This is a genomic window from Actinosynnema sp. NPDC050801 (assembly GCF_040673975.1).
Classification (GTDB): Bacteria; Actinomycetota; Actinomycetes; order Mycobacteriales; family Pseudonocardiaceae; genus Actinosynnema.
This window is the reverse complement of the sequence record NZ_JBFAQZ010000016.1, coordinates 165,738-177,644: the sequence shown is the minus strand read 5'-3', so window position 1 is coordinate 177,644 and position 11,907 is coordinate 165,738. Positions and strand designations below refer to the sequence as shown.

11 protein-coding genes and 1 riboswitch are annotated in these 11,907 nt (G+C 71.5%); of the genes, 2 read left to right on the top strand and 9 right to left on the bottom strand.

The window, feature by feature from the left end; all coding sequences use genetic code 11:
• Window positions 1-152: 152 nt before the first annotated feature.
• The 6 genes from AB0K14_RS29955 to ald all read right to left on the bottom strand — a co-directional run bounded on the left by AB0K14_RS29955 (window position 153) and on the right by ald (window position 8,173).
• Complete coding sequence (locus AB0K14_RS29955) at window positions 153-3,938, bottom strand: ABC transporter ATP-binding protein (protein ID WP_360452427.1); 3,786 nt, start codon at window positions 3,936-3,938, stop codon at window positions 153-155.
• A gap of 94 nt (window positions 3,939-4,032) precedes the next feature.
• A complete protein-coding gene (locus tag AB0K14_RS29950; protein WP_360452512.1) occupies window positions 4,033-4,905 on the bottom strand; it encodes a hypothetical protein in 873 nt (290 codons plus the stop codon).
• A complete protein-coding gene (locus tag AB0K14_RS29945) occupies window positions 4,905-6,107 on the bottom strand; it encodes an ABC transporter ATP-binding protein (RefSeq protein WP_360452429.1) in 1,203 nt (400 codons plus the stop codon). The genes AB0K14_RS29950 and AB0K14_RS29945 overlap by 1 nt, the downstream gene beginning before the upstream one ends.
• A gap of 48 nt (window positions 6,108-6,155) precedes the next feature.
• On the bottom strand, window positions 6,156-6,530 hold the full coding sequence (locus tag AB0K14_RS29940; protein ID WP_360452431.1) for a hypothetical protein: 375 nt from the start codon (window positions 6,528-6,530) through the stop codon (window positions 6,156-6,158).
• A 5-nt stretch (window positions 6,531-6,535) separates the two neighbouring features.
• Window positions 6,536-6,718, bottom strand: a complete 183-nt coding sequence (locus tag AB0K14_RS29935; protein WP_360452433.1) for a hypothetical protein — start codon at window positions 6,716-6,718, stop codon at window positions 6,536-6,538.
• 348 nt (window positions 6,719-7,066) lie between these two features.
• Entirely contained in the window at window positions 7,067-8,173 is a 1,107-nt protein-coding gene (gene ald, locus AB0K14_RS29930; RefSeq protein WP_360452435.1) for an alanine dehydrogenase, read from the bottom strand.
• Between the two features lie 194 nt (window positions 8,174-8,367).
• Window positions 8,368-8,462: riboswitch (glycine riboswitch) on the top strand.
• Between the two features lie 143 nt (window positions 8,463-8,605).
• Here ald and gcvH point away from each other — a divergent pair.
• Window positions 8,606-8,986: a glycine cleavage system protein GcvH gene (gcvH, locus tag AB0K14_RS29925; RefSeq protein ID WP_360452437.1), complete on the top strand. Its 381-nt coding sequence runs from the start codon at window positions 8,606-8,608 to the stop codon at window positions 8,984-8,986.
• Between the two features lie 4 nt (window positions 8,987-8,990).
• Entirely contained in the window at window positions 8,991-10,355 is a 1,365-nt protein-coding gene (locus AB0K14_RS29920) for an L-serine ammonia-lyase (protein WP_360452439.1), read from the top strand.
• 45 nt (window positions 10,356-10,400) lie between these two features.
• Here the strand turns inward: AB0K14_RS29920 and AB0K14_RS29915 are convergent, their stop codons facing one another.
• From AB0K14_RS29915 to AB0K14_RS29905, 3 genes are read right to left on the bottom strand one after another with little or no spacing between them, the layout of a single operon-like run.
• The gene (locus AB0K14_RS29915) at window positions 10,401-10,886 is read right to left on the bottom strand and encodes a glutathione peroxidase (RefSeq protein ID WP_360452441.1); all 486 of its coding nucleotides are present in this window, start codon (window positions 10,884-10,886) and stop codon (window positions 10,401-10,403) included.
• Window positions 10,883-11,197, bottom strand: coding sequence for a transcriptional regulator (locus AB0K14_RS29910; protein ID WP_360452443.1), 315 nt, complete (start codon window positions 11,195-11,197; stop codon window positions 10,883-10,885). The genes AB0K14_RS29915 and AB0K14_RS29910 overlap by 4 nt, the downstream gene beginning before the upstream one ends.
• A complete protein-coding gene (locus AB0K14_RS29905) occupies window positions 11,190-11,900 on the bottom strand; it encodes a hypothetical protein (RefSeq protein ID WP_360452445.1) in 711 nt (236 codons plus the stop codon). Before AB0K14_RS29905 ends, AB0K14_RS29910 begins: the two co-directional genes overlap by 8 nt.
• Between the last annotated feature and the right edge of the window lie 7 nt (window positions 11,901-11,907).

Below are 11,907 nucleotides of genomic sequence, written 5' to 3'. Positions count from 1 at the left end.
AAAAGCGTCCCGCCCTGCCTGCCCGGCTTCGTCCAGCCTAAGGCACCCGAACCCATGTCAAATCGGGCCTCGGTGGGGGTGTGCCGGGGCCGTTGGGGGTGGGTTGGTGGTGGTGGGCTCGCGGGGTGCGAGGGCCGGCTGGGGTGTTGGGTTCAGGGTGTGTGGGCTGAGGTCAGGTTGAGGGTGTCGGGTGTGGGGGCGTTGGTGGTTGGGCCGTGGTGGTCTTGGCCGTGGGACCAGAGGCGGGCGTAGTGGTTGTTGGCGGCCAGCAGTTCGGTGTGGGTGCCCTGTTCGACGATTCGGCCCTCGGACAGGACGACGATCCGGTCGGCGCGGGCGGCGGTGGCGAGGCGGTGGGCTACGACGAAGGTGGTCCTGGCGCCGGACAGGTGGTCGCTCGCGGCCAGGACGGCTGATTCGGTTGCGGGGTCCAGGGCGGCGGTGGCCTCGTCCAGGAGCAGGATCGTCGGCTGGACCAGTTCGGCGCGGGCCAGGGCCACCAGTTGGCGTTGGCCCGCGGAGAGGCCTTGGCCGCGTTCGCCGACCTGTTGGTGGAACGCGTTGGGCAGGGAGGCGACGACGGGGACAGCGCCGACGGCGCGCACTGCCCTCTCGATGTCGGCGCGGGTGGCGTCGGGGTTGCCGTAGGCGACGTTCTCGGCGATGTCGCCGCCGAAGAGGTGGGCTTCCTGGGGGACGATGCCGAGGCGTTGGCGCAGGGCCGACAGGTCGTAGTCGCGGATGTCGACGCCGTCGATCAGGACCGTGCCCTCGGTGGCGTCGTAGAACCTCGCGACCAGCTTGACGAGGGTGGACTTGCCCGCGCCGGTCGCGCCCACGAAGGCGACCGTTTCGCCGGGTGCGACGCGCAGCGAGACGTCCTCGACCGCCGGGCGCGTGGTGCCCTGGTAGGTGAAGGTCACGTTGCGCAGCTCCACCTCGCCGCGCAGGTGGGGCACGGGCACGGGGTCGGCGGCCGGGGGGACCGTGGTCGGGGTGCGCAGCAGGTCGCCGATGCGGCTCAAACCCACCCTGGCCTGCTGGTAGCCGTCGAAGACACCGGACAGCTGGTACAGCGGCGAGAAGAACAGGCCGAGGTAGAGGACGAACGCGAGGAGCACGCCGGGGGACAGGGTGCCGTCCGCCACGCGGTACGCGCCGACCACCAGGATCCCGGCTTGCGCCACGCCGGAGAGCAGCGACAGGAACGGGAAGTAGGTGGCGATGTACCGCTGCGCCCGGATGCGGGAGCGGCGGTAGGCGTCGCTGCGTTCGGCGAACGCCTCGGCCGAACGTGCCTCCCTCGTGTACGCCTGGGAGACGCGCAGGCCCGAGACGTTCTCCTGGAGGTCGGCGTTGACGGCGCTGACGCGTTCGCGCGCCTCCGCGTACGCGGCCGAGGAGAGGCGTTGGAAGATCACCGTCGCGATGAGGAGGATCGGCAGGACGGCCAGTGCCACCAGGGCCAAGCCCGGGTCGGTGGCCACCAGGGCGGCGGCGATGCCGACCACCGTCAGCACGCTGATCGCGAACGTGGTCAGGCCCGTCTGCAGGAAGCTCGACAGGGCGTCCACGTCGGTGGTCATCCGGGTCATGATCCGGCCGGCCATCTCGCGCTCGTAGTAGTCCAGCCCCAGCCGTTGCAGGTGGGCGTAGCTGCGCACGCGCAGCAGGTAGAGCAGGCGCTCGCCGAGCCTGGAGGTCACCACGGTGCCCGCGGCCGCGGCCGCCCAGCCCAGCACGACCAGGGTGAAGCTGATCGCCACGGCCGTCCACAGCCAGCCGACCTGGCCGCCGACCACGCCCTTGTCGATGCCCAGGCGGACGAGGTTCGGTGAGGTGACGGCCAGCGCGGTGTCGATCAGCAGCAGGCCGGCCACGCCCAGCATCGCCCAGCGGACCGGGCGGAGCAGGGTGCGGAGGCGGAAGCCCGGGTCGGGGGCGCGCGGGTCCTCGCCGTCCAGGGTCGGCACGTCCCGCGCGGGCGGTAGGGCGTGGACGCGGGCCATCAGGTCCGGGGTCGGCGGGGTGCCGCCCACCAGTGCCGACGTGCCGCCGCCTCCTCGGGAGGCCGCCGGGGCGCCCACGGCGCGGTTGGCCGCGCGCACGACCAGTTCGTCCTCGTCGGACGAGGGCCAGAGGTCGGGGGTGGTGCCGTCCGGGCCCGGTTCCAGTCGGGCGTCGGCACGGGGGTCGACCTGTTCGATCGCCTCGCCCGGGCCGGCCAGGAGCTCGCGGTAGAGGCGGCAGCGCCGTTGCAGTTCGGCGTGCGTGCCGATGTCCACCACCCGGCCCGCGTCCAGCACGGCTATGCGGTCGGCGAGGGTGAGGGACGACCTGCGGTGCGCGATCAGGAGGGTGGTGCGCTCGGCGGTCACGGCGGCCAGCGTGCGGTGGATGGCGGCCTCGGTGGCGTTGTCCACGGCGGAGGTCGCGTCGTCCAGGACCAGCACGCGGGGGTCGGAGAGCAGGGCGCGCGCCAGGGCCACGCGTTGGCGCTGACCACCGGAGAGCGTGAGGCCCCGCTCGCCCACGACGGTGTCGTAGCCGTGGGGCAGGGCTTCGATGAACTCGTGCGCCTCGGCTGCCCGCGCCGCCGCTCGGACCTGGTCGTCGGAGGCGTCCGGCAGGCCGTAGGCGATGTTCGCGCGGACGGTGTCGGAGAAGAGGAACGCCTCCTCGAACACGGTGCCGACGGTCTGGCGCAGTGAGGTCAGGCGCAGGTCGCGGACGTCCACGCCGCCCACGGAGACCGTACCCTCGTGGACGTCGTAGAACCGGGGTAGCAGGAGCGAGACGGTGGACTTGCCCGAGCCGGCGGTGCCGACGACCGCGAGGGTCTCGCCCGGTTCCACGCGCAGGGACACACCGGACAGCACCGGCTCGCTGCGCGTGTACCCGAACGTCACGTCACGCAGCTCCACGGCGACCGGGCCGGCCGGCACGTCGCGGTCGCCCTCCACGACCGAGGGCTGCGAGTCGATCAGCTCGTACACCCGCTCCACGCCCGCGCGGGCCAGCTGGGCGGTCACCATCAGGCTCGCCAGCAGCCGCGTCGGGCCGACCAGGGTGGCCACGTAGGTCGCGAACGCCAGGAACGTGCCGAGGGTGACCTCGCCGCGCAGGGCCATCCACCCGCCCAGCGCCAGGACGGCCACCTGGCCGAGGTAGGGCAGGGAGTTCAACGTCGCCGACGGGCGGGCGGTCAGGCGGGCCGCGCGCATCCGCTCGGCGAACAGGAGCTCCGCCCGGTCCTCCAGGCGGGCGACCTCGCGCGCCTCCTGGCCGAAGCCCTTGACCACGCGCACGCCGGTGACGGTCTCCTCGACGTGCTGCGCCACGTCGGCCGCGCGTTGTTGCGCCGACCAGGTGGCCGGGAACAGCGTCAGCCTGCTGCGCGCGGCCACCACCCCGACGGCGGGCACGATCACCAGCGCGATCACGGTCAGCAGCGGCGACAGCCAGAACATCGCCGCCAGGGCCGCCACCGCGAACACGACCGTGCCGAACGCCAGCGGCGTCATCGACAGCAGGCTGTTGACCAGCTGCAGGTCGGTGATCGAGCGGGACACCACCTGCCCGGTGCGCAACGCGTCCTGCTTCGGCCCGTCCAGCCGCTGCACCGCGCCGAACACCGCCTGCCGCAGGTCGTGCTGCACGTCCACGGCCAGCCGGCCGCCGAGGAAGCGGCGCACGAACGCCGTGCCGAAGGTCAGCAGTTCCAGCCCGACCAGCACGATCGCGAGCCAGGCCAGGCGGTCCGTGCGACCGGCCATGGCGTCGTCCACCGCGACCTTGATCAGCAGCGGGCCGACGGCCTGCAGGCCGACGCCCACGACGGCGGACAGCACCGACAGCACCACGAGCGCGCGGTGCTGCCAGCACGCCCTGGCGAGCCTGCGGATCCAGCCGTCGGTAGGTGTCACGGGATCCAACATAGGTCGGGTCACCGACAGTTTTGGCCCGGCTGGTGTGACGAAGGCCGCCCCGAACCTTCGGGGCGGCCTTCGTCAGGCGTGCGAGATCACTGGATCAGGTGATGTCCTTGCGCTGGGTGGCGGCCCAGCCACCGAGGAAGAACAACGCCGTCCACACCAGGAAGATCAGGCCGCTCAACCACCAGTCGAACGCGCCGAGCGCGCCACCGATGGCCCGCAGCCCCTCCACCAGGTCCTCCGGCACCACGCCCGCGTTCGCCACGAACAGCGACGACGCCACGGAGCCGGTCAGGCCGTTGACCGCGCCGTTGGGCAGGAAGCCGATGATCTCCGGCAGGCCCTGGGACGCCAGCACCAGCTGGATGCCGTTCTCCACGATCAGCATGTAGAGCAGCAGCACCACGGTGGTGCCCACGACGCTGGTCATCAGCGCGCCGACACCGACGCCGAACATCGTCATCAGGATCGACGACAGGACGCCGACACCGGCCAGCGCGAGCCACCCGCCGACGTCCGGCAGCGAGCCGGAGTCCGAGGTGATCGCGATGCCGATGCTCACCGACGCCACGATCACGACGCCGAAGATCGCGCCCCACAGGATGTAGACGATCATCTTCGCGGTCAGCGCGGAGACCCGGTTCGGCGCGGTGAGGAACGTGGTGGTGATCGTCTTGCGGTTGATCTCGTTCGCGATCGCCAGGCCGCCGAAGATCATCGGGAAGATCGTGGCCACGTTGATGCTGCGCGCCATCCCGAACACCGACATCTGCCACTGCGACGCGTCGACGCCGAGCAGCGTGGTCAGCTCCTCGGCCTCGGAGCTGCTCATGAAGTCCGTGATGGTCTTGAAGATGGCGCCGGTGCCCAGCGCCCAACCGAACGCCAGCAGCACGGTCGGGATCATCAGACCCCACCACAGACCCGTGCTGGTGGTCTTGCGGAACTCCGACTTGATCAGGTTGCCCATCACGCGCCGCCCCCCAGGCCGCCCTGACCCTGTTGTGGACCGTACGGGTTGTCCTGCGGCGGCGGCTGGGATCCCGGCGGTGGTGGTTGGTAGCCCGGCTGGTCCTGCGGGGGCTGTTGGTACTGCTGCTGGTAGCCGGCCGGCGGTTGCTGGTACGGCTGCTGCTGGAACGGCTGCGGCGGGGTCTGGTAACCGGGCTGCTGCTGGTAGGGCTGCTGGTAACCCGGTTGCTGCTGGTAAGGCTGCTGATACCCCGGCTGCTGGTAAGCGACCGGCTGCGCGTACTGGCCCGGCGCCGCGTACTGGCCGTTGGTGAGCTGGAAGAACAGCCGCTCCAGGTCGGCCTTCTCCTCCTGGATGCCGTAGATCGACACGCCCGCCTTCAACGCGATGTCGGCGACCTGCTTGGCGGTCACCCCGCTGATCGCGATGCGACCGTCCGGCAGCTGCTCGATCGCGCCGACGCCGTCCTCGCGCAGCGCCGCGACCAGCGCGCCCGTGTCGGACGGCTGCACGAGCACCCTGGCCTGCTGCTGGTCGCGCAGGTGGTCCAGCGGCCCGTGGTACATGGTCTGGCCGCGGCTGATGATGACCACCTGGTCGACGGTCTGCTCGACCTCGGCCAGCAGGTGGCTGGAGATCAGCACGGTCCGCCCGCCGCGGGCGTAGGACTGCAGGAACGTCCGCAGCCACGCGATGCCCTCCGGGTCCAGCCCGTTGGCCGGCTCGTCGAGCACCAGGACCTGCGGGTCGCCCAGCAGCGCGGTGGCCAGCGCCAACCGCTGCTTCATGCCCAGCGAGAACCCGCCCGCCTTGCGGTCACCCGCCGCGCCGAGGCCGACGAGCTGGAGCACCTGGTCGGCGCGCGAGTCCGGCACGCCGATCGCGGCGGCGTAGACCAGCAGGTGGTTGCGGGCCGTGCGCTTGGGGTGGAAGCCCTGCGCCTCCAGCACCGCGCCGACCACCCGCGCCGGGTTGCCCAGGTGGCTGAACGGCCTGCCGTTGATCAGTCCGGTGCCCGCCGTCGGGGTCACCAGGCCGAGCAGCATGCGCAGCGTCGTCGTCTTGCCCGCCCCGTTGGGGCCGAGGAAACCGGTCACCGAACCGGGTTCCACCGTGAAGCTGAGATTCTGCACCGCTGCGACCGGACCGAACTGCTTGGTCAAGTTCTGCACCACGATGCGGCCAGTGCCGTCGTGCACGCGTCCCTCCCGAGTACTCCTACCGGGCGTCATCCTGCCCTAGGCGGATCACTCGGGGAGGGCGTGTCGCGGTTTCGACGCCACTCTCGGTATCTCGGTGGTCGTCTCCACCTCCGTCGAACGGCGCAACGTGCGCAGCGGGCGGCGGCGTTCGCGGTGCGGCAGGCCGTCGCCGATGAGGTGCTGGTGGGCCATCGTCCACACCTGGCACGGCCACTTCCGGTGCCGCAGGATCCCGGGGCACGCGCCGCAGCGGCCGTCCGGATCCGGTTGGTGCACGGTCAACAACAGCCGCCAACCGTCGGCCAGGCGGTGGATCTCGGAGCGCGCGAGCGGCACGAGGGCGTCCGCCTCACCGCTCTCGGCCACCTCGTCCAGCAACGCCAACCGGCGCAGCACGGCGGCCCGCAGTGCCTCGTCCACGCGCCTCACATCCTGTCGGCGGCTTGGTCGAGCAGGCGGTGCAACCTGCGGGTCTGTGTGACCGACATCACGGCGGACTCGCCCGGCGGTGCGACCAGCAGAACCCGGTCGTCCTCGACGAGCACGGTCATCGACCGGTCCCGTCCGAACGGGTCGTGGCAGTCGATCCAACCCTCAGGCTCAGCCATCTGCGCTCCGATCGCCAGGTGCGCGGCAGACGCCGCGCGAGCGGACGACCCCGCTGCGTAGCTGCGGAGTTCCCGCCCTGTGCATCGGTCACCGGGCCGTCGTGACTTACCTGTTACGACGTGAATTCACTCGTTTGCTTGAGCGCGCACACAGCGAGTCGCCACCGCCGGGCGAAAAGTCGTCCGGATCGGTGGGGTCACTGGGCACGGCGCCGTGTTCCCGGCTAAGATTGGTGACGCGGCCCGCTCCCAGTGACCCCCAGGCTGGTTGAGCGGGCCGTCTTATCGTCGAAGGGCCCCGCTCACAGCACGTGAGCGGGGCCCTTCGCACTTGGCGGAGCGGTCGCCTCAGAGGTCGAGCGGCGTGTGGGTCATCCCGTGGGCCTGCGCCACCGGCAGGTTGGCCAGCAGGCCGTCGTGCGCGTTCAGGCCGAGCGCCAGCGACGCGTCCGCGCGCAGCGCCGCTTCCCAGCCCTGGTCGGCCAGCGCGACGGCGTGCGGCAGGGTCACGTTGGTCAGCGCGTAGGTCGACGTGCGCGGCACCGCGCCGGGCATGTTCGCCACGCAGTAGAAGACCGAGTCGTGCACATGGTAGGTCGGGTCGGCGTGCGTGGTCGGCCGCGAGTCGGCGAAGCAGCCGCCCTGGTCGATCGCGATGTCCACCAGCACCGAGCCGGGCTTCATGTCGGCCACCAGCTCGTTGCCCACGAGCTTCGGCGCCTTCGCACCGGGCACCAGCACCGCACCGATCACCAGGTCGGCCTCGCGCACGGCCTGCTCGACCGAGTAGCGGTTGGACGTCACGGTGCGCAGGCGGCCCTGGTAGAGGGCGTCGATGTGGCGCAACCGGTCCACGTTGGTGTCCAGGATCTGCACGTCCGCGCCCATGCCGACGGCGATCGCGGCCGCGTTCAGGCCCGCCACGCCGCCGCCGATGACCACCACGCGCGCCGGGTGCACACCGGGCACGCCGCCGGGCAGCACGCCGCGGCCGCCGGAGGGCTTCATCAGCGCGAACGCGCCCACCTGCGGCGCGAGGCGGCCGGCGACCTCGGACATCGGCGCCAGCAGCGGCAGCGCGCCGTTCGCGGTCTGCACGGTCTCGTAGGCGATCGCGGTGGTGCCGGAGTCCAGCAACGCCTGCGTCAGCGGTCGGTCGGCGGCCAGGTGCAGGTAGGTGAACAGGACCTGGCCCTTGCGCAGCCGCGGGTACTCCTCGGCGATCGGCTCCTTGACCTTGAGCACCAGGTCGCCCTCGGCCCACACGTCGTCCGCCGTGGCCAGCACCTTGGCGCCGGCGGCCAGGTACTCCTCGTCCGTGATCGCCGATCCGAGGCCCGCACCGGTCTCGACCACCACGTCGTGACCGCGCTGCGTCAGCTCGTGGGCGCCCGCCGGGGTCAGCGCGACGCGGTACTCGTGGTTCTTGATCTCCCGGGGGACTGCGATCCGCACGGTGGACTCCTTCGGCCGTTGTTACACCAAAGGTCCGGTAACGGGGTTTCGGTGTCATCGTGCCGCCGGCACCAACGGACCGGTGCGGTGTTGTGCGGATCGAACAAGTCGGCGGTCGCGTTGACACCCGTCGACCTCGGCACCTAGCGTTCGGGCCACCAACTGAACATCGGCCGCGGCGCAGGATGAGCGCCGGAACCCGCGCGGGAGAGACCTCGGTGAGCGTGCCGGGGCGCCGAAGGAGCAAGTCCCCCGCACACTCTCAGGCAGCGAGAACCGCTCGGGTGAGGCGACTCTGGAAAGCGTGCCCCTCGGCGCGCACCCACGGTGCAAGCCGGGTCGGATCGACGGTCAGCCGTCGCGCCGGCGCGGCGAAGCTCTCAGGTCCCAGGACAGAGTGGGGATCCGGACCTCGCCCAAGGGAGCGCTGTCGTGACTTTTCCGGACAACCTGCTGTACACGCCCGAGCACGAGTGGGTGGACTGGGCGCCGGGTACCCAGGACCCCGTGGCGGTCGGTATCACGTCGTACGCGGCGGAGTCGTTGGGTGACATCGTCTTCGTGGAGCTGCCCGCGCTCGGCGCCGTGGTCACGTCCGGCGAGGTGTGCGGCGAGCTGGAGTCGACCAAGTCGGTGAGCGACCTGTACGCGCCGGTCAGCGGCGAGGTGGTGGAGGTCAACACCGCGGCCGCCGACGACCCGTCGTTGATCAACAACGACCCGTACGGCGCCGGCTGGCTGTTCAAGGTGGCCGTGACCGACGCGACCGGGTTGCTGACCGCCGCCAAGTACGCGGAACTGACCGGGGACTGACGTCATGGCGATCAGCGTGTTCGACCTGTTCTCCGTGGGGATCGGACCGTCCAGTTCGCACACCGTCGGTCCGATGCGCGCGGCCATGATGTTCGCCGACCGGCTGCGGCCGGTGCTGGAGTCCGTCGACCGCGTGCACGTGGAGCTGTTCGGGTCGCTCGGCGCGACCGGGCACGGGCACGGCAGCCCGAAGGCGGTGATGCTCGGGTTGGAGGGCCACCGGCCGGAGGACGTCGACCCGGCGGAGGCCGAGCGACGGTTGGCGGAGATCCGCGCCACCGGGCGGTTGCGGCTGGGCGGCGTGCGGGAGATCGCGTTCCGCGAGGACCCCGACCTGGTGATGCACCGGCGGAAGTCGTTGCCGTTGCACCCCAACGGCATGAGCTTCACCGCCCACTCGGGTGATGCCGTGGTCGACTCGGCGGTGTACTACTCCGTCGGCGGCGGCTTCGTGGTGGACGACACGGCCACCGGCACCGACCGGATCAAGGCCGACGAGACGCCGCTCGCGCACCCGTTCCGCACCGGTGACGAGCTGTTGGCGCGGTGCCGCGAGACCGGGTTGTCGATCAGCGAGGTGATGCTGGCCAACGAGTTGTCCTGGCGTGACGAGGCCTCGGTGCGTTCGGGGCTGCTGCACATCTGGGACGTGATGCAGGCGTGCGTCGAGCGCGGCTGCACCATGGACGGCGTGCTGCCCGGTGGGCTGAAGGTCCGGCGGCGCGCGGCCGAGATGCGGCAGCGGATGGCCGCCGAGCACTACGCCACGGACCCGTTGCGGGTGATGGACTGGGTGACGTTGTTCGCCTTGGCGGTGAACGAGGAGAACGCCGCCGGCGGTCGGGTGGTGACCGCGCCGACCAACGGCGCGGCCGGCATCGTGCCGGCAGTGCTGCACTACTACTCGCGGTTCGTGCCCGGCGCGTCCGACGACGGGGTGGTGCGGTTCCTGCTGACGGCGGGCGCGGTCGGCGTGCTGTTCAAGGAGAACGCGTCGATCTCGGGCGCCGAGGTGGGGTGCCAGGGCGAGGTCGGCTCTGCCTGCTCGATGGCGGCGGGCGGGCTGGCCGAGGTGATGGGCGGCACGCCCGAGCAGGTCGAGAACGCGGCCGAGATCGCGATGGAGCACAACCTCGGGCTGACCTGCGACCCGATCGGCGGGCTGGTGCAGATCCCGTGCATCGAGCGCAACGCGCTGGCGTCGATCAAGGCCATCACGGCGGCGCGGATGGCGTTGCGCGGCGACGGTTCGCACTTCGTGTCGCTGGACAAGGTCATCAAGACCATGCGTGAGACGGGCAAGGACATGAAGGTCAAATACAAGGAGACCGCGCGCGGCGGGCTCGCGGTGAACGTCATCGAGTGCTGATCCGGGCGCGGGAGGTGGCCGGTCGGTCACCTCCCGCGCGCCGGACTACGGCAGCACGGACTCGATCGCCTTCACGACCGCCTCGTCCTCCGGCTCGGTGGACGGGCGGAAGCGGGCGACGACCTCGCCGGAGGGGGCGAGCAGGAACTTCTCGAAGTTCCACTGCACGTCGCCCGCCGCGCCGTCGGTGTCGGCGAACGCCGTCAGCTCGGCGTACAGCGGGTGCCGGGACGGGCCGTTCACCTCGACCTTCTCGAACAGCGGGAACGTCACGCCGTACGTGGTGGAGCAGAACGTGGCGATCTCCTCCGCCGTGCCCGGCTCCTGCCCGGCGAACTGGTTGCACGGGAACCCGACCACGGAGAAGCCCTGCGCCGCGTACCGCTCGTGCAGCCGCTCCAAGCCCTGGTACTGCGGCGTCAGACCGCACTTCGAGGCGACGTTCACCACCAGCAGCGCCTTGCCCGCCAACGCGCCGAGGGTCGACGGCTCACCGGACAGGGTGTGCAGCGGGATGTCGTGGATGCTCATGCCTGCGAGGCTACGTGCCGCTCCACCAGCGCACGCAGGGCCGCCATCTCCACCGCCAGCGCGGCACGTCCCGCCGGGGTGACGCCGACCCACGTCCGCGGCCGCTTGCCGTCGTAGTCCTTCTCCACCGCCACCAGGCCGGCCTGCTCCAGCACGGCGATGTGCCGCGACAGGTTGCCCGCCGTCAGCTCCAAAGTGGACCGCAGGTAGCCGAACCCGACCCGCTTCGCCTCCGCCGCCACGGTGAGGATGCCCAGCCGGTGCCGCTGGTGCACCACGTCGTCCAGTGACGCGGTCGGGTGCTCAGCCACGCCGCAGGCCCACCAAGCCGCCGACGAGGAGCACCGACCCGGGCAGCACGACCACGCTGCCCAGCGACCAGGCGGTGGGCTGGGACACCACCAGCGGCGTGAACGCGGCCGACACGCACAGCGCCACGAGGTACGCGGCGGTGATCGTGGTGAACCGGGTGCTGCGCTCCAGCGCCGCCAGCACCACCAGGCCCAGGCCGATCGCGATGAACTGCGCGATCGCCGGCTGGTCGTGCTGGAGCACCGCCGTGCCGAGCACGGCCGCCGTCGACGTCACCGCCCGCGGCGCGCCCCGGTGCCACAGCACGGTCGCCACCGCCAGGACGATCAAGCCGGCACCCGTGCCGGAGTAGAACCGGAACGGCAGGTGCTCCAGCGCCAACCCGACCACCGGACCGCTCAGGCCGATCACCGTCGCGCCGAGGTAGCCCCGCGTGGACGTCTCGATCCCCACCCGCGTGCCGCGCCTGCGGTACCACCACACCGTCGCCAGACCGCCCGCCAGCAGCACGACCAGCCAGAACAGGCCGAGCAGCACGGGGTAGCGCACCTCGAACCCCCGGCTCGGCGGCTCGGCGGGCGCGTACAGCGGCAGGGCCAGGAACGACGCGACGCCGAAGAACAGCAGCGGGAACGAGTAGGCGTGCCGGTCCTCGCGCGCTCGACGGCGCAGCTCGGCCAGGTCACCCAGCAGGTCTGCCACCCAGTCA

Coding starts and splice junctions, on each gene's coding strand:
- AB0K14_RS29955 (WP_360452427.1), bottom strand. CDS start 3,938: ATGTTGGATCCCGTGACACCTACCGACGGCTGGATCCGCAGGCTCGCC.
- AB0K14_RS29950 (WP_360452512.1), bottom strand. CDS start 4,905: ATGGGCAACCTGATCAAGTCGGAGTTCCGCAAGACCACCAGCACGGGT.
- AB0K14_RS29935 (WP_360452433.1), bottom strand. CDS start 6,718: ATGGCTGAGCCTGAGGGTTGGATCGACTGCCACGACCCGTTCGGACGG.
- AB0K14_RS29920 (WP_360452439.1), top strand. CDS start 8,991: ATGGCGATCAGCGTGTTCGACCTGTTCTCCGTGGGGATCGGACCGTCC.
- AB0K14_RS29915 (WP_360452441.1), bottom strand. CDS start 10,886: ATGAGCATCCACGACATCCCGCTGCACACCCTGTCCGGTGAGCCGTCG.